This is a genomic window from Streptomyces sp. CC228A, from assembly GCF_021390935.1.
In the GTDB taxonomy this organism is placed as follows: domain Bacteria; phylum Actinomycetota; class Actinomycetes; order Streptomycetales; family Streptomycetaceae; genus Streptomyces.
In genome coordinates, this window is the sequence record NZ_JAJPUI010000002.1 from 256,544 (window position 1) to 277,578 (window position 21,035).

A 21,035-nucleotide genomic window follows, 5' to 3' on the forward strand; every position below is an offset into this window, starting at 1 on the left:
GGGGCGCGGCGGGGGGTGCGGGTGACCTGCTTGCCGCCCCGCGGGGCGGCCGGCGCCGGCGGCTCCCCCTCACAGGCACGGCGGCGGCACGAGGTGGCCTGCTTGCCGCCGTGGGGGCGGCGGCGGCACGCGAGGACTGCCCGCCCGTACGGGCACGGCGGCGGCGGTACGGGAGGACCGCTCCCCCTCACAGTGGCGGCACGGGAGGACGGCTCCCCCGCACAGGCACGGTCGCCGCGCGGGCTGACGGCCCCCTCGCCCGAGCGTCCCGGCGGTACGGGATAGCCGCTCCGCCGCCCGAGCGCCCCGGCGGCAAGGGCTGACGGCTCCCCCGCCCGGGTACGGCGGCCGCCGTACCCCTCAGCCGACCCCGCGCCCTCAGCCGCCGTCGCGCGCCCCGCGTACGCCGGAACGGCACGCCCGCCCGCCACGGCGCCCTCAGACGCGGCTCACCGGCACGGCACCCGCGGGGCCCGGCCACGCGCACGCCACGGCCGTGCGCCCCCCGCCACCGCGCCCCGGACGCGACGAAGGGGCGGCGCGCCGGACCGTGCCGGTGCGCCGCCCCTCGCGGGACGCGGGGGTCAGCCCTCGCTGACGCCCAGCTTCTCCAGGATCAGTTCCCGGACCCGGGCCGCGTCGGCCTGGCCGCGGGTGGCCTTCATGACGGCGCCGACCAGCGCGCCGGCCGCCGCGACCTTGCCGCCGCGGATCTTGTCCGCGATGGCGGCGTTGGCGGCGATGGCCTCCTCCACGGCGGCGCCCAGGGCGCCCTCGTCGGAGACCACCTTCAGGCCGCGCTTCTCGACGACCGCGTCCGGGTCGCCCTCGCCGGCCAGCACGCCCTCGATCACCTGGCGGGCCAGCTTGTCGTTGAGGTCGCCGGAGGCGACGAGCTCGGTGACCCGGGCCACCTGCGCCGGGGTGATGGCCAGCTCGTCCAGCGCTGTGCCGGACTCGTTGGCCTGCCGGGACAGTTCGCCCATCCACCACTTGCGGGCCTGGTCGGCCGGGGCGCCCGCGTCGATCGTGGCGACGATCAGGTCGATGGCCCCGGCGTTGAGGATGGCCTGCATGTCGAGGGCGGAGACGCCCCACTCCTCGCGGAGCCGGTTGCGGCGCAGCCGCGGCAGCTCGGGCAGCTCGGCGCGGAGCTTCTCGACCCACTCGCGGGACGGGGCGACCGGCACGAGGTCGGGCTCGGGGAAGTACCGGTAGTCCTCGGCCTCCTCCTTCACCCGGCCGGACGTCGTGGAGCCGTCGTCCTCGTGGAAGTGGCGGGTCTCCTGCACGATCGTGCCGCCGCCGACGAGGACCGCGGCGTGCCGCTGGATCTCGTAGCGGACGGCCCGCTCGACGGAGCGCAGCGAGTTGACGTTCTTGGTCTCGCTGCGGGTGCCGAACTTCTCGGTGCCGATCGGGCGCAGCGACAGGTTGACGTCGCAGCGCATCTGGCCCATCTCCATGCGGGCCTCGGACACGCCGAGGGCGCGGATCAGGGAGCGCAGCTCGGCCACGTACGCCTTGGCGACCTCGGGTGCGCGGTCGCCGGCGCCGACGATCGGCTTGGTGACGATCTCGATGAGCGGGATGCCCGCGCGGTTGTAGTCGAGCAGGGAGTGCTGCGCGCCGTGGATGCGGCCGGTGGCACCGCCGACGTGGGTCGACTTGCCGGTGTCCTCCTCCATGTGCGCGCGCTCGATCTCGACGCGGAAGACCTCGCCGTCCTCCAGCTGCACGTCGAGGTAGCCGTGGAAGGCGATGGGCTCGTCGTACTGGGAGGTCTGGAAGTTCTTCGGCATGTCCGGATAGAAGTAGTTCTTCCGGGCGAAGCGGCACCACTCGGCGATCTCGCAGTTCAGTGCGAGGCCGATCCGGATGGCGGACTCGACGCCGATCGCGTTGACGACGGGCAGCGCGCCGGGCAGGCCGAGGCAGACCGGGCAGGTCTGGGTGTTCGGGTCCGCGCCCAGCTCGGTCGAGCAGCCGCAGAACATCTTGGTCTTGGTGCCGAGTTCGACGTGCACCTCCAGGCCCATGACGGGCTCGAAGGTGGCGAGGGCGTCCTCGTACGACACCAGGTCAGTCGTGGCGGTCACGGTGAAACTTTCCCTCTCAGCCGAACAGGACATCGTCGTCACCGATGCGCTTCAGCTCGCGCACCAGGATGGCGAGGCCGGTGACGATGGCAGCGGCGGACACGATCGCGTCCACGAGCTGCAGCGTGTCGTGCTCGGTCCGGGCCTTGCGGGCCTGCTTGATGACGCTGACGGCGCCGAACGCGGTGGTGCCGATGGACAGGTACGTACCGGTTTTCGACCTCTTGAAGCCCTTGGCCTTGGTCAGTGCGCTCACAGCGACGGTGCCTCCTCCAGCAGCGGGTGGCCCCAGCGTGCCACGAAGGCGGCCTCGACGGCGGCGCCCACCTGGTAGAGGCGCTCGTCCTTCATCACGGGGGCGATGATCTGCAGCCCGACCGGCAGGTTGTCCTCGGGGGCGAGGCCGCACGGCACGGACATGGCGGCGTTGCCGGCCAGGTTGGTCGGGATGGTGCACAGGTCGGCCAGGTACATGGCCATGGGGTCGTCGGCGCGCTCGCCGATCGGGAAGGCCGTGGTCGGGGTCGTCGGGGAGACGATCACGTCGACCTGTTCGAAGGCCCGGTCGAAGTCCTGCTTGATGAGGGTGCGGACCTTCTGCGCGGAGCCGTAGTACGCGTCGTAGTAGCCGGAGCTGAGGGCGTACGTGCCGAGCATGATGCGCCGCTTCACCTCGGCGCCGAAGCCGGCCTCGCGGGTGAGGGAGGTGACCTCCTCGGCGGAGCGCGAACCGTCGTCGCCGGTCCGCAGCCCGTAGCGCAGGCCGTCGAAGCGGGCGAGGTTGGACGAGCACTCCGAGGGCGCGATCAGGTAGTACGCGGACAGCGCGAGGTCGAACGACGGGCAGTCCAGCTCGACGATCTGCGCGCCGAGCTCCTTGAGGAGCGCGACGGACTCGTCGAACCGCTGCACGACGCCGGCCTGGTAGCCCTCGCCGCGGAACTGCTTGACGACACCGACGCGCATGCCCTCGACGCTGCCGTTGCGGGCGGCCTCGACGACCTGCGGGACGGGCGCGTCGATGGAGGTCGAGTCCATCGGGTCGTGCCCGGCGATGACCTCGTGCAGCAGGGCCGCGTCGAGGACGGTGCGGGCGCACGGCCCGCCCTGGTCGAGGGAGGAGGAGAAGGCCACCATGCCGTAGCGGGACACCGCGCCGTAGGTCGGCTTGACGCCGACGGTGCCGGTGACGGCGGCCGGCTGGCGGATGGAGCCGCCCGTGTCGGTGCCGATGGCGAGGGGCGCCTCGTAGGCGGCGAGGGCGGCGGAGGAACCGCCGCCGGAGCCGCCGGGGATGCGGCTGAGGTCCCAGGGGTTGCCGGTCGGACCGTAGGCGCTGTTCTCGGTGGAGGACCCCATGGCGAACTCGTCCATGTTGGTCTTGCCGAGGATGACGACGTCGGCGGCGCGCAGCTTCCTGACGAGCGTCGCGTCGTACGGCGGCCGCCAGCCCTCCAGGATCTTGGAGCCGACGGTGGTCGGCATGTCCTGGGTGGTGAAGATGTCCTTCAGGGCGAGCGGCACGCCCGCGAGCGGGCCGAGCTCCTCGCCGCGCTCGCGCTTCTCGTCGACGGCGCGGGCCTGCGCGAGGGCGCCTTCGCGGTCGACGTGCAGGAAGGCGTTGACCTTCTCGTCGACGGCGGCGATGCGCGCGAGGTGCGCCTCGGCGACCTCGACGGCGGTGAGTTCACCGGACGCGATCTTCTGCGCGATCTCGGCGGCGGTGAGCTTGATGATGTGGGTGTCCGTCATGACGGTCAGTCCTCCCCCAGGATCTGCGGCACCTTGAAACGCTGCTGCTCCTGGGCAGGGGCACCGGAGAGCGCCTGCTCCGGGGTGAGCGACGGACGGACCTCGTCCGCGCGCATGACGTTGGTCAGCGGCAGCGGGTGGGAGGTCGGCGGGACGTCTTGGTCGGCGACCTCGGAGACGCGGGCGACCGCGCCGATGATGTCGTCGAGCTGGCCTGCGAAGTGGTCGAGCTCTTCGGGCTTCAGCTCCAGACGCGCCAGCCGGGCGAGGTGGGCGACCTCCTCGCGCGTGATGCCAGGCATGCAGCGATCCTCAGGGGTGAGTGTGTGGATTTTGGCCCAATCCTATGGGGCGGTGCCCCTCACCCGTTAAACGGTTTGCCCCGTCGCCGGCGCCCCGGCCCGCCGGCGTGCCGCGGCGGGCCGCCGGCGGGGCGCTCAGGTGACGATCTGGCCGGACGGCTGGTCGGACGGCTGGTCGGACGCCTGGCCGGACGGGGACGGCGGCAGGGCGGCCGCGGGACGGCGCCAGCCGTGCTTGCCGCGGGCGCGGAGCCACGCCGTGGTCTCGGCGGGCGGCATGGCGGCGGCCACCAGCCATCCCTGCACCGCGTCGCAGCCGAGGTCCCGCAGGCGCTCCCACGTCTCGTCGTCCTCGACGCCCTCCGCGACGACGAGGAGGCCCAGGGAGTGCGCGAGGTCCACGGTGCAGCGGACGATCTCGGCGTCCTCGTTGTCCACGGCGAGCCGCGCGACGAACGAGCGGTCGATCTTCAGTTCGCTCACCGGCAGCCGCCGCAGGTGCACGAGCGAGGAGTAGCCGGTGCCGAAGTCGTCCAGCGACATCTTCACGCCGTGGCCGGTGAGTCCCGCGAGGGTGTCCGCGGCCCGCTGCGGGTCCTCCAGCAGCACGTGCTCCGTTATCTCCAGCTGGAGGGCGCCCGCCGGGACGCCGTGGCGGGCGAGCCGGGCGGCGACCGCCCCCGCGAAGCCGGGGCTGTGCACGTCCCGCGGCGAGACGTTGACGGCGACCGGCACGTCCAGGCCCTGGGCGCGCCACCGGGCGACCTGGCCGAGCGCCGTCTCGAGGACGTACTCGGTGAGGTGCGGCATCAGGCCGGAGGACTCGGCGATGGCGATGAACTCGTCCGGGGGCACCTTGCCGCGCTCGGGGTGCACCCAGCGCACGAGTGCCTCCAGGCCGGCCACGTGGCCGTCGAAGCGGACCTTGGGCTGGTAGTGCAGTTCCACGTCGCCGGCGTCGAGGGCGCGGCGCAGGTCCCCGAGGAGGCCGAGCCGGTCGGGGGTGTTGGAGTCGCGCTTCGACTCGTACACCTCGACGCCCGTGCGGTCCCGCTTGGCCTGGTACATGGCGACGTCGGCGCGCTGGAGGAGGCCCTCGGCGTCCAGCGCGTGGTCGGGGAAGACGGCGACGCCCGCGCTTGCCTCCAGGACGAGGGTGAGTCCGTCGAGGTCGAGGGGGGAGGACAGCTCGGCCGCGAGCAGCCGGGCGACGCGCTGGGCGCTGGTCGGGGAGTCGGCGGTGGGCAGGAGGACGGCGAACTCGTCGCCGCCGAGCCGGGCGGCCTCGGCGCCCCGCGGCAGGGCGAGCCGCAGGCGCTCGGCGATCTGCAGGAGGAGCCGGTCGCCCGCGAGGTGCCCGAGGGTGTCGTTGACGGACCGGAAGCGGTCGAGGTCGATGAGGACGAGGGCGGTGCGGACGCCGTCGGCCTCGGCGGCCTCCAGGGCGGTCCAGGTGCGCTCCAGCAGCCACTGCCGGTTGGGCAGTCCGGTCAGCGGGTCGCGCAACTGCTCCTCGGCGCGGGCGCGGGCGATCCACAGCGTGGAGTCGAGGGCGATTAAAGGCACGGCGAAGAGCGGCAGCAGCACCGGCAGGGAGACCGCCACGACGCAGATCAGCGGGGCGATGCCGAGCAGGGCGACGGCGACGAGCCCCTGGCGGAGCAGCGCGGTGCGGGCCGCGGTGGGCAGGCCGCCGGCGGGCGGCGCGAGCGTGTACCACAGGACGATCCGGGTCACCACCAGGTACGTGCCCGCGGCGAGCGCGACTTCCGGTACGGCGGCGATCCCCCATTCGAGGGGCTCCCAGGGCCGTTCGACGGACGGCACGTCCCCGAAGGCGGCCAGGACGAGGGCGGCTGAGCCGATGCCGAGGACGTCGGCGGCCCCGTGCAGGAGGCCCTGCCGCCACCGGTGCCTGCGGGCGGCGCCCACGAGGACGACGACGGCCAGGCTGACCAGGCCGGCGGGCACCCAGCCGTACAGGAGCAGGACGGCGAGGGTGAGGGCGGCGCCGGAGCCCGTGCCGCCCCACCAGCGGTCGCGGCCGAGGGCCACGAGGTGGCCCACGACGATGCCGGTGAGGACGGCGAGGGACCAGCCCGTGGCGCCGCCGGGGAAGAGTGCGTGGCCGTGGCTGACGGCGCGGTAGAACCCGGTCGCGAGGGCGACCGCGGCGAGCGCCACGACGATGGCGGGCAGTTGGGCGACGAGTCCCGCGCACGCCGCGCCGACGGGCGCGTACGGACGCGGCCGCGCGACCGGGTCGGCACTCTCGGTCGGTTTCATTCCGTCCCTCTCACAGCCGGCGGTGCCGTTGCCTCTGCCTGGTGGTGGTGGCCTCGTGTCATGTCACCACGGCGGGAGTGTCCCCACGCGGCCGTGCACAACAGGCGCACAGCTCAACAGTAGGCCGCGGAGGGCTTCCGCGGGCAGCGCTCTACAGCTCTTGCCCGAATGCGACCCAGCCACCCGTATGCAGCCGATATGGGCCGAACGGGTGACCTTTTCCGGCCGTTTACTGCTCCTTCCCGGTCTTACGCTTCCCCTGCCTCCTCCGCCTGCCGCTCTACTGTTCGACGGGCGCGGCCACTTCGCGGGCGGCGTCCGGCCCCTGCTCCAGGAGCACGGCGAAACCGGCCTCGTCCAGCACGGGGACCTTCAGCTGCACGGCCTTGTCGTACTTGGAGCCCGGGTTCTCGCCGGCCACCACGAAGGACGTCTTCTTGGAGACGGAGCCGGTCACCTTCGCGCCGAGTGCCTGCAGGGCCTCCTTGGCACCGTCCCGCGTGTGGTTCTCCAGCGTGCCGGTGACGACGACGGTGAGCCCCTCCAGCGGGCGCGGGCCCTCCTCCTCGCCGGCGCCCTCCTCCTCCATCCGGACGCCCGCAGCCCGCCATTTGCGCAGGATCTCGCGGTGCCACTCCTCCGCGAACCACTCCTTGAGCGACTGCGCGATGACCCCGCCGACGCCCTCCACCGCCGCCAGCTCCTCTTCCGTGGCCTGTTCGATACGGTCGACGGAGCGGAACTCGCGGGCGAGCGCCTCGGCGGCGACGGGACCCACATGGCGGATGGAGAGCGCGGTGATGACCCGGGCGAGCGGGCGGCTCTTGGCTTCCTCGATGTTCTTCAGCATGGCCAGGGCGTTCTTCTTCGGCTCGCCCTTCTGGTTGGCGAAGACCGTGACGACCTTCTCCTCGCCGGTCTTCGGGTCGCGCTTCGGCAGACCGCTGTCCTGGTCCAGGACGTGCGCCTTGATCGGCAGCAGCTGCTCGATCGTCAGGTCGAACAGGTCGCCCTCGTCGACCAGGGGCGGCTCGGCCGGCTCCAGCGGGCGGGTCAGCGCGGCCGCCGCGACGTAGCCGAAGTTCTCGATGTCGAAGCACTTGCGCCCCCCGAGGTAGAACAGCCGTTCCCGGAGCTGCGCCGGGCAGGTCCGGCCGTTCGGGCAGCGCAGGTCGACGTCGCCCTCCTTCATCGGCTTCAGCGGCGTGCCGCACTCCGGGCACGCGGACGGCATGACGAACTCGCGCTCGCTGCCGTCCCGCAGGTCGACGACCGGGCCGAGGATCTCCGGGATGACGTCTCCGGCCTTCCGCAGCACGACCGTGTCACCGATGAGGACGCCCTTGGCCTTCACCACGTCCTGGTTGTGCAGCGTGGCGAACTCCACCTCGGAACCGGCGACGGTGACCGGCTCCACCTGGGCGTACGGCGTGACGCGGCCCGTACGGCCCACACCGACCCGGATGTTCACCAGCTTGGTGTTGACCTCCTCCGGCGGGTACTTGTACGCGATGGCCCAGCGCGGCGCGCGCGACGTGGAGCCCAGCCTCCCCTGGAGGGGGATCTCGTCGAGTTTGACGACCACGCCGTCGATCTCGTGCTCCACCGAGTGCCGGTGGTCCCCGTAGTACGCGATGAACTCCCGCACGCCGTCCAGGTCCCCGACCACGCGGTTGTGCCGGGCGGTGGGCAGCCCCCACTCGCGCAGCAGCTCGTAGGCGTGCGACAGGCAGTCGATGGCCAGTCCCTCACGGGCGCCGACGCCGTGCACCACCATGTGCAGGGGACGCGTCGCCGTGATCCTCGGGTCCTTCTGGCGCAGCGATCCCGCGGCGGCGTTCCGCGGGTTCGCGAAGGGCTTGTCCCCGGCGGCCACGAGGCGGGCGTTCAGCTCCTCGAACGCTTCCATCGGGAAGTACACCTCGCCCCGGATCTCCACCAGGTCGGGGACGCGGTCGCCCTTCAGCCGGTCGGGGACGTCCGCGATGGTCCGCACGTTGGGGGTGATGTCCTCGCCCGTGCGGCCGTCGCCGCGGGTCGCGGCGCGGGTGAGCCGCCCCTTCTCGTACGTGAGGTTCACGGCCAGGCCGTCGACCTTCAGCTCGCACAGGAAGTGGTGCTCGGCGGCGCCGACGTCGCGCGCCACCCGCTCCGCCCAGGCGGCCAGCTCCTCGTCGTCGAACGCGTTGTCCAGGGACAGCATCCGCTCCCGGTGCCGGACCGCCGTGAACTCCGTCTCGTACGCCCCCGCGACCTTCTGCGTCGGGGAGTCGGGGGTGCGCAGCCCGGGGTGCTGCTCCTCCAGGCGCTCCAGGGTGCGCAGGAGCCGGTCGAACTCGGCGTCGCTGACGACCGGCTGGTCCTTCACGTAGTACCGGAAGCGGTGCTCCTCCACCTGCTCGGCCAGCCGGGCGTGCTCCTCCCGGGCCTCCGCCGGCACGGCGTCGTCCTGCCCGAGCTGCCGGTCGCGACCGCCCTGCCCGTCCTGCCGGTCCCGACCGTCCTGTTCGACCGCCACGTCGATCCTCCCGTTACTCAGGGTTGTCCGCGAGGGACTTCGCCGCCTTGACACAGTGCGCCAGTGCGCGGCGGGCGTAGGCGGGCGAGGCACCCGCCAGACCGCACGCCGGGGTGATCACCAAGGCGTGCGCGAGCGTGCCCGGATGCAGCCCCAACCTGCGCCACAGCGTCCTGACACCCATGACGCTACCGGCAGGGTCCGACAACGGGCCGTCGGTGGAGGGCACGACGCCGGCAAACAGCTTCGTGCCGCCCTCGACGGCCTCCCCGACCGCCTCGTCGTCACGATCCGTGAGGAGTCCGAAATCGAACGAGATGGCTGCGGCGCCGGCGCGGCGGAGCAGCGCGAACGGCACGTCGGGGGCGCAGGAGTGCACGGCCACGGGGACCTCGGCGGCCGCGATGACGTCCCGCAGCCCGGCCTCCACGACCTGCCGGTCCACGGCCCGGTAGGTGCGGTAGCCGCTGGCGGTCCTCACCTGACCGCGCAGCACCGCGGTCAGCGACGGCTCGTCGAGCTGGAGGACGACGCGGGCGCCCGGCACGCGCCGCCGGACATCCGCGAGGTGGCCGCGCAGCCCCTCGGCGAGGGAGCCGGCCAGGTCGCGGCAGGCACCGGGGTCGGCCAGGGCGGCCTCGCCGCCGCGCAGCTCCAGGGCGGCGGCGAGGGTCCACGGCCCGACGGCCTGCACCTTCAACGTCCCGTCGTACTCCTGGGTGGACTCCTCCAGCGCGTCCAGGTCCTCCCCGAGCCAGGAGCGGGCCCGCCGGGTGTCGCGGCCGGGCCGGTCGCTGATGCGCCAGCCGCTGGGCTCGACGTGCGCGTACATGTCGACCAGCATCCCGGCGGTCCGGCCGATCATGTCCGCTCCGGGGCCGCGGGCCGGCAGCTCCGGCAAGTGGACGAAGTCCTCGAAGGACCCGGTGACGGTCCTCGCGGCCTCGCGGGCGTCGCCGCCCGGCAGGGAGCCCACCCCGGTGGCCGGGCCCCAGATGACGTCCTCGCTACGGATGTTCTCGCTCACCCGGGAAGGGTACGCGCAAGGGCCTACCGCCCCGGCCGCACGGTGAGGTCGTTGACCTCGGCGTCCCGCGGCAGGTCGAGCGCCATGAGGAGGGTGGTGGCCACGGACTCGGGGTCGATCCAGCGGGCCGGGTCGTACGCCTTGCCCTCCTGGTGGTGCACTTTGGCCTGCATGGGGCTGGCGGTCCTGCCCGGGTACACGGAGGTGACGCGCACCCCGTGGGCGTGCTCCTCGGCGCGCAGGGAGTCGGCGAGGGCCTTGAGCCCGTGCTTGGAGGCGGCGTACGCCGACCACTCGGCGTGCGCGTTCAGCCCGGCGCCGGAGTTCACGAACACCACGTGCCCCTGGGACGCGCGCAGCTGCGGCAGCAGCAGCCGGGTCAGCTCGGCCGGGGCGAGGAGGTTCACGTCGAGCTGGCTCCGCCACGCCTTCAGCCCGAGCTCGCCCACCGCCCCGAGTTCGACGACGCCCGCGATGTGCAGCAGGGAGTCGAGCCGGTCCGGGAGCGCCTGGTGGGAGAAGGCCCAGGACAGCCGGTCGGGGTTGGCGAGGTCGCCGACGAGGGTCTTCGCCCCCGGGTGCGCCGCGGCCAGTTCCCTGGCCCGCCCGGCGTCACGGGCCAGCAGGATCAGCTCGTCTCCGCGCGCGTGGAGCCGGCGCGCGACGGCGGCGCCGATGCCGGAGCCGGCGCCGGTGATCAGATGAGTAGCCATACGGGTCATCCTCGCACCCGGCGCGCCGGTCACCGGATCCCGGCGGCCTCCTCCAGGTAGGCGAGGGCGGAGGCCCCGTCCTCGGCGAAGAACACCAGCTCGGTGAGGGGCAGCGGCAGGAACCCTTCCGCCTCCATCCGGCGGAACTGCTCCTTCAGCCCGTCGTAGAAGCCCGCCGTGTTCAGCAGCACGACCGGCTTGTCGTGCAGGCCGTGCTTCTTCAGCTCCAGGATCTCGGTGGCCTCGTCGAGGGTTCCGGTGCCGCCCACCATGACGACGACGGCGTCGGCCCGCGCCAGCAGCTCCGCCTTGCGCTCGGCGAGGTCCTTCGCGATGACCATCTCGTCGACGCCGGGGCGGGCCTTGTGGTGGAGGAACTGCACCGACACGCCGACGAGCCGCCCGCCGGCCTCCTCCGCCGCGTCCGCGACGACCTTCATGAGCCCCGCGTCGGAGCCGCCCCACACGAGCGTGTGGCCGCCCTTGCCGAGCAGCGCGGCGAACTCGCGGGCGGGTGCGGTGTAGCGCTCGTCCAGGTCGGCGGCGGAGAGGAAGACGCAGATGTCCATGGCGCAACGGTACGGGAACACCGGCGGGCCGCCCGCCGTTCACCCGTCATGAGCGACAGGACGCCTTCGGGGCACCGCATCACGGTCGAACCGGCCACCGAGCCGGTCCGCGTCACACGCGACGGCCGGGTGGTGGCCGACACCACCCGCGCGCTGACCCTCCGGGAGACGGGGTGCCGCACCCGCCGCTACATCCCGACGGAGGACGTCCGCGAGGACCTGCTCGCCCCGTCGGACACGCGCACGTACTGCCCCTTCAAGGGCACCGCCTCGTACTGGTCCCTGCCGGGCCGCCCCGACGCGGTGTGGGCCTACCTCGACCCGAAGCCGGAAGTGGCGGCCGTCAAGGGCCACTTCTGCTTCTACGAGGAGGACGAGGGCTGACCGGCAGGCGGGACGGCCGGACCCGCCGCCGACCAGAAGTCGGAGCGCACGTTGGGCGTGGGGATCCCACCGGGGGCGTACGCGGGGCCGTTGGGCTGCGACGTCGGGTCGGCCACTGCCGACTCCTCCACGCAGGGGGTGGCCACTTCGAAGAAGGCTTGGCCTTTGTGGCCGAACTCCAGGGTGATCCGGAAGCCGTCGGCGGACTCGGCGAAGATGGCCGGCACGTCGGCGCTCTTCCTCACAGCGCTGATGCGGTAGCCGCTCTTCTTCCAGTGACGCTCGACCACTCCGAGGAAGTTGCCGCGTCGCGCGTCGGAAATGATCGTGAGGACGGTGCGCCGACGCCACACCTCGCAGCTCGATGCGGTCGTGGTGTCGTGCGTCCACTGGATCTCCGGCACCACCGCCTTGATCGTCGTGTCCAGCATGGAGTCCGCGCGCTCCGCGGCTTCCTGCATGTTCATGTCTGCTGCCCCTCCGCCTGCGACTCCGCATCCCACGACGACCAAACCGGCCAGCGTGAGCGCAAAGGACCTCCGTAGCGCCCGTGCCCCACGTGTCACCGGTACTCCTCCTTGACCACTTCGCCGGATTTCCCGGCGACGATCAGAGCGATGTTGGACGCAGAGACGGGATCGGAATCCGCGCCCTGCGGCGTGAAGTAGTTGGAGTGGGCCTGGAACGGGTCTCCGCTAGTGACGGGGTGCGGGCCGGTCAGGGTCTGGAAGCGCTGTGCTCCGAAGGCCTCGCTGGCGGGGTCCTTGCCGAAGTACAGGTCGTCGCTGCCGGGGTCACTGATCTCCCCTGCGACTACCGTTCCCAGCACCGTCCCGACCGGCCCGGCAAGGGAGCCCACACCGGCACCGATCAGTGCTGCTCTCCCCTGGGTCTTCGACGGCAGGTGGGTCACGATGTCGTTGTCCGCCGCACCGACGAAGACGTGTTCCTTGCCGACGCCGAGATCCTCCGCCCTGTCCACCCCCACGCCCGGGCTGCCCAGCAGGATGACGTCATCGACGCCCGGGATGCCGCCGGGCTCCTTGGCTGCCGTACCCACGGTGAGAGAGCCGTACGAGTGCCCGATGGCTGTCAGGTGGAGGTCGGAATGGCGGTTCGTGGCCTGGAGACCGTCCATGAAGGAGCTGTAGGCAGGCGCCCCCCGTTCTGCGTCGCCCGTGCCCAGCACGTGCATGTTCGTCAACTGCGGAGCGTCGTAGCCAAGCCACACGATGGAGGCACTTGAGGGATCGTACTTGCGTGCGCCGATGGCGGTGTTCTGGGCCCGCACCATGGTTTCCTTGACGAACGTCTCGTTCAGACTGGTGTCCAGGCCCGGCACGTACGCCGACACGTGCCGGGACGTGTCGGGGTTGCCGTACGAGACGATCGCCCGGCCGTTCCCTTCCTCCCCGATCCCCAGCAGATACATCGGCGGGTGGCTCGGCTGGTTCAGCTTGTCCTGGATCATCCGCAGCGCGTCCAGCTTCGTCTGCGCGTCGTCGTCGCCTGTCCGCTGCGCCAGTTCGGCGATGAGGACGGGAAGGTAGGTGCGGTTGGCCTCGTCGCGGGTGGCGGCCGGGATGCCGTCCAGGCTGCCGATGAGGTCCGGTGCGATCACCAGGTACTCCTGGCGCTGCTCCTCCCCCAGGTTCTCCCACCACGCCCGGCGTTCGGCGGGCGTCTTGTCCTCCGGGACGGCGCGGGCCAGGTAGGCGTCGGCGGCGTCGCGGACGACGGCGGTGTCGTGCGCGGCGTCCTTCAGCATCGCCGCCGTGACGTCGAGCCCCTTCTCCGCCTTCAGTTCGTTCAGCGCCTTGGCGTACCGGGCGTCGACCTCGCGTGCCGCGTTCACCGCCTGGGTGATGCGGTGGGCGACGTCCTCGGCCTTCGCGGCGTGCGGGTTGACGAGCCGGAGCCCGGGCGCGCTGTCGACGTACGGGGACGTGAAGCCGCGGCTGTCGAGGGGCTGCGGGTCCAGCGGCAGCCGGCCGCCGCGCACCGTGCCGCCCGGCACCTGCCGCTTCTCCCCGGCGACGTTCTCGACCTCGGCGGCCGGAAAGCTGACGGAACCGTCCTGGTGGACGGTGAGGTTCAGGGTCGCGGCGTCTTCCAGGGCCTGCTGGAGCCTGCGTTGGGGTGCGGCGAGGTCGGCGGCGAGGCCGTTGAGGGCGGTCCGTACGAGGCCGCACTCGGTGTGCAGATACTGGAAGTTGCGGCTGAGCCGCTGCAGGCGCCCCAGCGCCTTCTCGGCGGATTCGCTCTCCTGGGTGTCGCGGAGCTGCTTGGACATGGCCCGATCGACCCGCGTGCGGTCCGTCGCCGAGCGGCTGGAGACCTCGTGCCACCGGTCGCCCGCGTCCTCGAACACGGAGCGCTTCAGGTCGCGGAGCTGCTGCCAGGTGAGGGTACTGGTCACGGCGCCTCACCGGCCTTCCGTACCTGCGTGAGGGAGTCCTTCACCGCGAGGTCGGTCTCGCCCATCTCCTTGGCCACCTTCAGGAGCGCCCCGTCGAGGTGGTCGCACTCGTCGCGTACGGACGCGAGCCGGTCCTCCCAGGATGTCAGCACGCTCGTGAGGGCCGCCGCCGACGCGAGGCCCGCGCCGCCCGACGTGACGCCGGTGTGGCCGGGGGCGAGGCAGGCGCGGCTCTTCTCCGTGTTCGTCCGCAGGTCGGAGGCGGTGGCGGACGCGCTGCTCCACGGTCCCTTCGTGTGCTGCAGGGTGCCCTGGCCGCCGCCCGTGCCGCGCGGTCCGCCGCTGTCCGCGGAGGCGAGGACCGTCCGCGCCGTACCGTGCTGTCCCGGCGGCAGGTCGAACAGCTCCTGCCACCGCTGTGAGTACTCCACCGTACGATCCCCCGATTCGCCATGCAGTCGTGCCATGGCGCCTTGCTTTCGCAACCGCGCAGCAGGAGACGTTAGCGCACATCGCGAGGGGGTCGTGCACGCGCCCGTTCGCTGACGCGGCCCCGGCCGGGGGCGGGTGAGTGGTCAGCTGCCGACGGCGGCCCGCGGGCGGCGGGTGGTGGCGGCGATGGTCGCGGAGCCGACGACCCTCGTCCCGTCGTAGAGGACGATGGCCTGGCCGGGTGCGACGCCCCGGACGGGCTCGGCGAAGGTGACGCGCAGCTCGCCGTCGACGGCCTCCGCCGTGACGTCGGTCTCGCCGCCGTGGGCGCGCAGCTGCGCGGTGTACGTGCCGGGGCCCTCGGGGGCGCGGCCGCACCAGCGGGGCTTGACGGCCGTGAGGGCGACCACGTCCAGGGCCTCCGCCGGGCCGACGGTCACGGTGTTGTCCACCGGGGAGATGTCGAGGACGTAGCGGGGCTTGCCGTCGGGGGCGGGGTGGCCGATGCGCAGGCCCTTGCGCTGGCCGATGGTGAAGCCGTACGCGCCGTCGTGGGTGCCGAGCCGGGTGCCGGACTCGTCGACGATGTCGCCTTCCGCCTTCCCGAGGCGGGAGGCGAGGAAGCCCTGGGTGTCACCGTCGGCGATGAAGCAGATGTCGTGGCTGTCGGGCTTCTTCGCGACCGCCAGGCCGCGGCGCTCCGCCTCGGCGCGGATCTCGTCCTTCGTGGTCACGGGGTCGCCCAGCGGGAACATGGCGTGGGCGAGCTGCCTCTCGTCCAGGACGCCGAGGACGTACGACTGGTCCTTGGCCTCGTCGGAGGCGCGGTGCAGCTCGCGCGTGCCGTCGGCGAGGGTGACGACCTTCGCGTAGTGGCCGGTGCACACCGCGTCGAAGCCGAGCGCGAGGGCCTTGTCGAGGAGCGCCGCGAACTTGATCTTCTCGTTGCAGCGCAGGCACGGGTTGGGCGTGCGCCCGGCCTCGTACTCGGCGATGAAGTCCTCCACCACGTCCTCGCGGAAGCGTTCCGCCAGGTCCCAGACGTAGAAGGGGATGCCGATCACGTCCGCGGCGCGGCGGGCGTCGCGGGAGTCCTCGATGGTGCAGCAGCCGCGGGCGCCGGTGCGGAAGGACTGCGGGTTCGCGGAGAGCGCCAGGTGCACCCCGGTCACGTCGTGGCCCGCCTCGGCGGCGCGGGCGGCGGCGACGGCGGAGTCCACACCGCCGGACATGGCGGCGAGGACGCGGAGGGGGCGGGGGGAGGTCTCAGTCATAGCCCTACCAGGGTACGGGGCCGCGGGAACCGTCGCGGCGGGCGTGTGCGTTCATGGTCACATGGGGAGCGAACAGGGCCCGGACGGCGGGCGGAAGCGGTTGGGACGGCGGGCCCTGCTGATCGGCGGCGGCGCCGCTCTGGCGGGCGGGGTGGCGGCGGGCTGGGACGAGCTGGAGCGCATGTGGTGGCTCCTGCCCGGGACGGAGAAGCCGCGGAAGGAGGGCGAGCTCGACCACGCGGGCGCGGTGTGGACGGCGGCGTCGCGGGCGAACTGGCGGCGGGCCGACCGGCCGGACGACTACACGGTGGACCGGATCGTGATCCACGTGGTGCAGGGCAGCTACGCCACGGCCCTGCGGGTGTTCAAGGACCCGCTGCACGGGGCGGCCACGCACTATGTGGTGGGCAAGGACGGGCGGATCGCGCAGATGATCCGCGAGCTCGACGTGGGCTTCCACGCGGGGAACCGCGACATGAACGAGCGGAGCATCGGCATCGAGCACGAGGGCTTCGTGGACCGTCCGCAGGACTTCACGGCGGAGATGTACGCCGCGTCGGCGCGGCTGGCGGCCGACATCTGCGGGCGGTACGGCATACCGGTCGACCGGGAGCACATCATCGGGCACGTCGAGGTGGAGGGCACGGACCACACGGACCCGGGCCCGCACTGGGACTGGGACCGGTACCTGAAGCTGGTGCGGGAGGCGGCCGCGAACCCTCCGTCGCCCTCGCCGTCCGCTCCTGAGCCGGGCGCCGGCGGGGCCTGAAGGGCCGGGACGGCGACGTGCGGCCGGGGCATCGGGCGGCCGGGCGGGCGGGTGTCCCCGTGGGGGTCGCCTGATGGCGACGGCCTCCGCCGGGTGGCGGGCCACGGCGTGCGCCCGCCTGCGGGTCATCGGGCGCGGAGGCGGTGGGCTGCTTCCGGTACCGGTACCGCCGGGCGCGGTACCGAGGCGGTGGACTGGATCCGGTACCGCCGGGCGCGGTACGGAGGCGGTGGGCTGCTTCCGGTACCGGCACCGCCGGGCGCGGTACGGAGGCGGTGGGCTGCTGTCCGTACCCGCGCGGCCGGGCCCGGAGGCGGTGGGCTGCGGCCGGGATCCGGCGCCGCCGCGTCGGCCGGCGGGCGCCGCGGTCAGCTGAGGCCGGCCGTCCGGGCCCGCTCCACGGCCGGGCCGATGGCCTTGGCGACGGCCTCGATGTCGGCGCGGGTGGTGGTGTGGCCGAGGGAGAAGCGGAGCGTGCCGCGCGCCAGCTCCGGGTCGGTGCCCGTGGCGAGGACGACGTGGCTCGGCTGGGCCACCCCGGCGGTGCACGCGGAGCCGGTGGAGCACTGGATGCCCTGCGCGTCGAGGAGGAGCAGCAGCGAGTCGCCCTCGCAGCCGGGGAAGCTGAAGTGGGCGTTGGCGGGGAGGCGGTCGACGGGGTCGCCGCCGAGGACGGCGTCCGGCACGGCCGAGCGGACGGCGTCGACGAGTTCGTCCCGCAGCGCGCCGATCTCGCGGGCGAACTCCTCGCGGCGCTCGGCGGCGAGCCGCCCCGCGACGGCGAAGGCGGCGACGGCGGGCACGTCGAGGGTGCCGGAGCGCACGTGGCGCTCCTGGCCGCCGCCGTGCAGGACGGGCACGGGGCTGTAGGCGCGGCCGAGCAGCAGCGCGCCGATGCCGTAGGGGCCGCCGATCTTGTGTCCGGTCACCGTCATGGCGGCGAGCCCGGAGTCGCCGAAGGCCACCGGCACCTGACCGAAGGCCTGCACGGCGTCGGAGTGCAGCGGCACGTCGAACTCGCGCGCCGCCTCCGCGAGTTCGCGGACCGGCAGCACCGTGCCGATCTCGTTGTTCGCCCACATGACGGTGGCCAGCGCGACGCTCGCGGGGTCGCGGGCTATGGCTTCGCGCAGGGCGTCGGGGTGGACGCGTCCGTACCCGTCGACGGGGAGGTACTCGACGGTGGCGCCCTCGTGCTCACCGAGCCAGTGCACGGCGTCCAGGACGGCATGGTGCTCGACGGGGCTCGCGAGGACCCGGACGCGGCGCGGGTCGGCGCCCCTGCGGGACCAGTACAGGCCCTTCACGGCGAGGTTGTCGGCTTCGGTGCCGCCCGAGGTGAACACGACCTCGCTGGGCCGCGCCCCGAGCGCTTCGGCGAGGGCCTCGCGCGCCTCCTCGACGGTGCGGCGCGCCCGACGGCCGGCGGCGTGCAGGGAGGAGGCGTTCCCCGTGGCGGCGAGCTGGGCGGTCATCGCCTCGATCGCCTCGGGAAGCATCGGAGTGGTCGCGGCGTGGTCGAGGTAAACCATGGTGCCGCCGATTCTACGGGCCCCCGTCCGGGCTGACGTGCCGGATCGCGCCATTCCGTCACCGGCTCGTGCCGGTGCGTCAGCCGAGGCTCCAGGACACGGTGCCGTTCGCGGTGACGAGCGCGGCGAGGACGGCGAGGTCGGCGACGCCCAGGGCCAAACCGAGGAGGGCCCTCCCCCGCCGGCGGGTGCGGCGGCGCAGGGCGAGGACGGCGAGGCCGATGGCGAGGGGGCCGAGCAGGAGGTTGAAGGCGACGAGCCCGACGAGGCCGAGGACGAAGGAGGCGACGGCCATGCCGTCGGCGTCCCGCTTCCGGGCCGCGGCGGCGGACGTGCCGGGCGCCCCGGCGGCCCCCTTCGACCCGGCGGACTCCCCGGTCGGGGCGGCCCGGACAGGGTCCGCGGGCGAGGGGCCGGCGAGGGGGGCGGTGGATGCGGTGGCTGTGGTGGATGCGGTGGTCTTCATGGCGGCCTCCGGACCGTGGGTCAGCTGGTGCGGCGCGTACGGGTGCGGCGCTCCCGGGCGGCGAAGACCAGGAGCCAGAGGGCGACCGCGGTGGCGGCGACCGCCGTGGCGGGCAGCGGCAGGAACGCCGGGGTGCCGATGAAGGTGCCGAGGAGGAGCAGGGCGGCTACGAGGAAGAGCATCGGGTTGCCTCCTGATACGACGGTTAGGTGACAACTGTGCACTGACTCTTCAGTCTAGGTGGTTTCGCCGCTGGAACCCTTCGGAGAACAGTTGTTTACTGCATGGCATGAGTCACACCACCGCCGCCACGGGGGTCCGGCAGGCCCGCAAGCAGAAGACCCGACAGGCCCTCCTCGACGCGGCGCTCGCGCTGCTGGAGGAGCAGAGCCTCAGCAGCCTGGGCCTGCGGGAGGTGACGCGGGCGGCCGGGGTCACCCCCACCGCCTTCTACCGCCACTTCCGCGACACCGCGGACCTGGGGGTGGCGCTGGTGGAGGAGGCGCTCGGCAGCCTGCACGGCACCATCCGCACGACGCTGGCGACGACCGGGGACAGCGAGGAGCGGATCGCGGGAGCGGTGGAGCTGATCGCCGCGCTGGTCCGGGACTTCCCGGCGCATGTGCGGTTCGTGGCGCGGGAGCAGCACGGCGGCGTACGGGCCGTGCGGGACGCGATCGCGGCGCAGCTCGAACGGTTCGCCCGGGAGGTGGCCGAGGAGCTTGAGGGGCAGCCGGAGACGGCCGGGTGGGGGCCGGACGACGTGCTGATGCTCGCCGGGCTGTACGTCGACCACATGGTCATGACGGCCTCCGCGTTCCTGGCGGCGGGCCAGGACGCGGAGGCCGTGGACGAGGTCGCCCGCAGGGCGTGGCGGCGGATGCGGCTGATCGTGATCGGCAGCCGCCACTGGCTGGACTGAGCGCGCCGCGCCGCTACGGGCGGGGGGCGCGTGCGAGCTGGCGGGACTGGGCGACCAGGCGGTCGGCGCTGTCCCAGACCTCCGCGTCCTCCTCCAGGAACCCGCCGGCGAGGTTGCGGGTGGTGATGGAGACCCGCAGCGGGCCCGGAGCGGGGCGGCAGCGGATGTGGGTGGTGAGTTCGACGGTGGGCGTCCAGCCGTTGAGGCCCAGGTCGAAGGCGGTGGGCGGCAGCGCGTCGACGGTGAGCAGCAGGGACAGCGGGTCCGGGTCGCGTCCGTCGGCCAGGCCGAACCAGCCGCGCATCTCGCCCTTGCCGGACGGGGCGCCGAGGGCCCAGCCGACGGTCGCCGGGTCGAGCTTGAGGTCGAGGAGCCGGGCGATCTCGGAGGAGCCCGGCAGCGGGGCGGGGGCGTCCGCGGGGCCCAGGCAGTGCTCGTACGGGGGGATGGCGGGCGGCTTGGCGGTGGTGCGGACGTCGTCGGGCAGGCCGTCCAGGTCGCCGTAGGTGGCGACGACGCGGATGTTCTCCACCTCGGTGCCGTCCTCGGCCTGCTGGTAGAGGGACGCCTGGCCGGTGGACAGGCTCCGCCCGGTGCGGACGGTCTCGGTCCGGATGACGGCCGGGCCGGGCAGCGAGGGCGCCAGGTAGTGGGCGGACACCGTGAAGGGGTGCGGGTGCGGCAGGGCGTCGCCGAGCGCGCGGCCCAGCAGGGCGAGCAGGTAGCCGCCGTTGACGACGCCGAAGATCGTCCAGTCGGCGGAGAGCTCCGCGTCGTAGAGGCCCGGCGAGCGGAGGGTCACCGCGGTGTCGCGGTCGAACTGGCTGTCCATGACGGCACCGTACAACAGGAAAATACTAAGCGGTAGCTTTGCCAGGGGGAGGTTCTTCGGTGGCCGACGACCGGCGGTTCCAGGCGCGCGGCGCCCGCCAGCGGTAGCGCAGGGCGAGCAGCCGCAGGACGAAGGCGGTGAGCGCGGCCAGGCCGCTGGTGAAAGGGTTCAGCATCTCGAAGCGGATGAAGAGCACGACCATCGTGGCGCCCACGATCGCCGGTACCGCGTAGAGGTCGCGGTCCCAGCGGAGCAGGGACGGCACCTCGTTGGCGAGCACGTCCCGCAGGACGCCGCCGCCGACGGCCGTGGCGAGGCCGAGCACGGCCGAGGAGGTCAGGCCGAGCCCGTAGTCGTACGCCTTGGTCGCCCCGGCCACGCAGAACAGGCCGAGCCCGGCCGCGTCGAAGACGTTGACGGCCGCCTGGGTGCGCTCCACGACGGGGTGCAGGAAGAACACGAGGGCGGTGGCGACGAGCGGCGTGAGGAAGTACCCGAGGTCGGTGAAGGCGGCCGGGGGTACGGCTCCGATGACGAGGTCGCGGAAGAGGCCGCCGCCGAGGGCGGTGAACTCGGCGAGGACGGCCATGCCGAAGACGTCGAAGTTCTTGCGCACGGCCAGCAGCGCGCCGGAGATCGCGAAGACGAAGATCCCCGCGAGGTCCACGGCGTGGAGGACGGAGGGGGTGAACAGATCCTGGAGCACCGCACCGTTGTACCCCGCGTGCCGGACGGCCGC

21 protein-coding genes are annotated in these 21,035 nt (G+C 73.2%); 3 read left to right on the top strand and 18 right to left on the bottom strand.

The genetic code is table 11. The features are described 5' to 3' along the window. Positions 1-584: 584 nt before the first annotated feature. The 9 genes from gatB to L6E17_RS06610 form a co-directional block, all read right to left on the bottom strand. Entirely contained in the window at positions 585-2,099 is a 1,515-nt protein-coding gene (gene gatB / locus L6E17_RS06570; protein WP_236239828.1) for an Asp-tRNA(Asn)/Glu-tRNA(Gln) amidotransferase subunit GatB, read from the bottom strand. A 16-nt stretch (positions 2,100-2,115) separates the two neighbouring features. After that, on the bottom strand, positions 2,116-2,355 hold the full coding sequence (locus L6E17_RS06575) for a hypothetical protein (protein WP_236239829.1): 240 nt from the start codon (positions 2,353-2,355) through the stop codon (positions 2,116-2,118). After that, positions 2,352-3,851, bottom strand: coding sequence for an Asp-tRNA(Asn)/Glu-tRNA(Gln) amidotransferase subunit GatA (gatA, locus tag L6E17_RS06580; RefSeq protein ID WP_236239830.1), 1,500 nt, complete (start codon positions 3,849-3,851; stop codon positions 2,352-2,354). The genes L6E17_RS06575 and gatA overlap by 4 nt, the downstream gene beginning before the upstream one ends. A gap of 5 nt (positions 3,852-3,856) precedes the next feature. Then, entirely contained in the window at positions 3,857-4,153 is a 297-nt protein-coding gene (gene gatC, locus L6E17_RS06585) for an Asp-tRNA(Asn)/Glu-tRNA(Gln) amidotransferase subunit GatC (RefSeq protein WP_018531282.1), read from the bottom strand. 135 nt (positions 4,154-4,288) lie between these two features. Beyond that, complete coding sequence (locus L6E17_RS06590; protein ID WP_236239831.1) at positions 4,289-6,439, bottom strand: bifunctional diguanylate cyclase/phosphodiesterase; 2,151 nt, start codon at positions 6,437-6,439, stop codon at positions 4,289-4,291. 280 nt (positions 6,440-6,719) lie between these two features. Then, positions 6,720-8,879: an NAD-dependent DNA ligase LigA gene (gene ligA / locus L6E17_RS06595; protein WP_236240379.1), complete on the bottom strand. Its 2,160-nt coding sequence runs from the start codon at positions 8,877-8,879 to the stop codon at positions 6,720-6,722. A 91-nt stretch (positions 8,880-8,970) separates the two neighbouring features. Next, positions 8,971-9,984, bottom strand: a complete 1,014-nt coding sequence (locus L6E17_RS06600; RefSeq protein ID WP_236239832.1) for a methionine synthase — start codon at positions 9,982-9,984, stop codon at positions 8,971-8,973. 23 nt (positions 9,985-10,007) lie between these two features. Continuing rightward, positions 10,008-10,697 (bottom strand): SDR family oxidoreductase, encoded by a 690-nt coding sequence (locus tag L6E17_RS06605; protein ID WP_236239833.1) that lies wholly within the window; start codon positions 10,695-10,697, stop codon positions 10,008-10,010. Positions 10,698-10,726: 29 nt separating this feature from the next. Next, positions 10,727-11,266: a TIGR00730 family Rossman fold protein gene (locus L6E17_RS06610; protein WP_236239834.1), complete on the bottom strand. Its 540-nt coding sequence runs from the start codon at positions 11,264-11,266 to the stop codon at positions 10,727-10,729. Positions 11,267-11,314: 48 nt separating this feature from the next. Between L6E17_RS06610 and L6E17_RS06615 the strand changes: the two genes are divergently transcribed. Further along, positions 11,315-11,650, top strand: coding sequence for a DUF427 domain-containing protein (locus tag L6E17_RS06615; protein ID WP_236239835.1), 336 nt, complete (start codon positions 11,315-11,317; stop codon positions 11,648-11,650). On the opposite strand, the gene L6E17_RS06620 is transcribed toward L6E17_RS06615, so the two are convergent. The 4 genes from L6E17_RS06620 to mnmA all read right to left on the bottom strand — a co-directional run bounded on the left by L6E17_RS06620 (position 11,629) and on the right by mnmA (position 15,775). Next, positions 11,629-12,117: a hypothetical protein gene (locus L6E17_RS06620; protein ID WP_236239836.1), complete on the bottom strand. Its 489-nt coding sequence runs from the start codon at positions 12,115-12,117 to the stop codon at positions 11,629-11,631. The two genes, L6E17_RS06615 and L6E17_RS06620, sit on opposite strands and share 22 nt — an antisense overlap. A 95-nt stretch (positions 12,118-12,212) precedes the next feature. Beyond that, positions 12,213-14,069, bottom strand: a complete 1,857-nt coding sequence (locus L6E17_RS06625) for an alpha/beta hydrolase (protein ID WP_236239837.1) — start codon at positions 14,067-14,069, stop codon at positions 12,213-12,215. Then, positions 14,066-14,500: a hypothetical protein gene (locus L6E17_RS06630; RefSeq protein ID WP_236239838.1), complete on the bottom strand. Its 435-nt coding sequence runs from the start codon at positions 14,498-14,500 to the stop codon at positions 14,066-14,068. Before L6E17_RS06630 ends, L6E17_RS06625 begins: the two co-directional genes overlap by 4 nt. A gap of 144 nt (positions 14,501-14,644) precedes the next feature. After that, positions 14,645-15,775 (bottom strand): tRNA 2-thiouridine(34) synthase MnmA, encoded by a 1,131-nt coding sequence (mnmA, locus tag L6E17_RS06635; RefSeq protein WP_236239839.1) that lies wholly within the window; start codon positions 15,773-15,775, stop codon positions 14,645-14,647. A gap of 61 nt (positions 15,776-15,836) precedes the next feature. Between mnmA and L6E17_RS06640 the strand changes: the two genes are divergently transcribed. After that, the gene (locus L6E17_RS06640) at positions 15,837-16,544 is read left to right on the top strand and encodes an N-acetylmuramoyl-L-alanine amidase (RefSeq protein ID WP_236239840.1); all 708 of its coding nucleotides are present in this window, start codon (positions 15,837-15,839) and stop codon (positions 16,542-16,544) included. Between the two features lie 368 nt (positions 16,545-16,912). Here L6E17_RS06640 and L6E17_RS06645 read toward each other — a convergent pair whose 3' ends face one another. The 3 genes from L6E17_RS06645 to L6E17_RS06655 all read right to left on the bottom strand — a co-directional run bounded on the left by L6E17_RS06645 (position 16,913) and on the right by L6E17_RS06655 (position 18,724). Then, positions 16,913-18,076, bottom strand: a complete 1,164-nt coding sequence (locus L6E17_RS06645; RefSeq protein ID WP_236239841.1) for a cysteine desulfurase family protein — start codon at positions 18,074-18,076, stop codon at positions 16,913-16,915. Between the two features lie 79 nt (positions 18,077-18,155). After that, positions 18,156-18,542, bottom strand: a complete 387-nt coding sequence (locus L6E17_RS06650) for a DUF4190 domain-containing protein (protein ID WP_236239842.1) — start codon at positions 18,540-18,542, stop codon at positions 18,156-18,158. A gap of 20 nt (positions 18,543-18,562) precedes the next feature. After that, positions 18,563-18,724, bottom strand: a complete 162-nt coding sequence (locus tag L6E17_RS06655) for a hypothetical protein (RefSeq protein ID WP_236239843.1) — start codon at positions 18,722-18,724, stop codon at positions 18,563-18,565. A gap of 107 nt (positions 18,725-18,831) precedes the next feature. On the opposite strand from L6E17_RS06655, the gene L6E17_RS06660 reads away from it, so the two are divergent. Beyond that, on the top strand, positions 18,832-19,464 hold the full coding sequence (locus L6E17_RS06660) for a TetR family transcriptional regulator (protein WP_236239844.1): 633 nt from the start codon (positions 18,832-18,834) through the stop codon (positions 19,462-19,464). A 13-nt stretch (positions 19,465-19,477) separates the two neighbouring features. Here the strand turns inward: L6E17_RS06660 and L6E17_RS06665 are convergent, their stop codons facing one another. Both L6E17_RS06665 and L6E17_RS06670 read right to left on the bottom strand, forming a co-directional pair. Beyond that, positions 19,478-20,296, bottom strand: coding sequence for a thioesterase family protein (locus L6E17_RS06665; protein ID WP_236239845.1), 819 nt, complete (start codon positions 20,294-20,296; stop codon positions 19,478-19,480). A 25-nt stretch (positions 20,297-20,321) separates the two neighbouring features. Then, on the bottom strand, positions 20,322-21,002 hold the full coding sequence (locus L6E17_RS06670; RefSeq protein WP_236239846.1) for a trimeric intracellular cation channel family protein: 681 nt from the start codon (positions 21,000-21,002) through the stop codon (positions 20,322-20,324). Positions 21,003-21,035: the final 33 nt, after the last annotated feature.

What these genes read in the sequence shown, in the direction of transcription:
- gatA (WP_236239830.1), bottom strand. Translation starts at nt 3,851, where the DNA reads ATGACGGACACCCACATCATCAAGCTCACCGCCGCCGAGATCGCGCAG.
- gatC (WP_018531282.1), bottom strand. Translation starts at nt 4,153, where the DNA reads ATGCCTGGCATCACGCGCGAGGAGGTCGCCCACCTCGCCCGGCTGGCG.
- L6E17_RS06590 (WP_236239831.1), bottom strand. Translation starts at nt 6,439, where the DNA reads ATGAAACCGACCGAGAGTGCCGACCCGGTCGCGCGGCCGCGTCCGTAC.
- L6E17_RS06605 (WP_236239833.1), bottom strand. Translation starts at nt 10,697, where the DNA reads ATGGCTACTCATCTGATCACCGGCGCCGGCTCCGGCATCGGCGCCGCC.
- L6E17_RS06610 (WP_236239834.1), bottom strand. Translation starts at nt 11,266, where the DNA reads ATGGACATCTGCGTCTTCCTCTCCGCCGCCGACCTGGACGAGCGCTAC.
- L6E17_RS06615 (WP_236239835.1), top strand. Translation starts at nt 11,315, where the DNA reads ATGAGCGACAGGACGCCTTCGGGGCACCGCATCACGGTCGAACCGGCC.
- L6E17_RS06620 (WP_236239836.1), bottom strand. Translation starts at nt 12,117, where the DNA reads ATGAACATGCAGGAAGCCGCGGAGCGCGCGGACTCCATGCTGGACACG.
- mnmA (WP_236239839.1), bottom strand. Translation starts at nt 15,775, where the DNA reads ATGACTGAGACCTCCCCCCGCCCCCTCCGCGTCCTCGCCGCCATGTCC.
- L6E17_RS06640 (WP_236239840.1), top strand. Translation starts at nt 15,837, where the DNA reads ATGGGGAGCGAACAGGGCCCGGACGGCGGGCGGAAGCGGTTGGGACGG.
- L6E17_RS06645 (WP_236239841.1), bottom strand. Translation starts at nt 18,076, where the DNA reads ATGGTTTACCTCGACCACGCCGCGACCACTCCGATGCTTCCCGAGGCG.
- L6E17_RS06650 (WP_236239842.1), bottom strand. Translation starts at nt 18,542, where the DNA reads ATGAAGACCACCGCATCCACCACAGCCACCGCATCCACCGCCCCCCTC.
- L6E17_RS06655 (WP_236239843.1), bottom strand. Translation starts at nt 18,724, where the DNA reads ATGCTCTTCCTCGTAGCCGCCCTGCTCCTCCTCGGCACCTTCATCGGC.
- L6E17_RS06660 (WP_236239844.1), top strand. Translation starts at nt 18,832, where the DNA reads ATGAGTCACACCACCGCCGCCACGGGGGTCCGGCAGGCCCGCAAGCAG.
- L6E17_RS06665 (WP_236239845.1), bottom strand. Translation starts at nt 20,296, where the DNA reads ATGGACAGCCAGTTCGACCGCGACACCGCGGTGACCCTCCGCTCGCCG.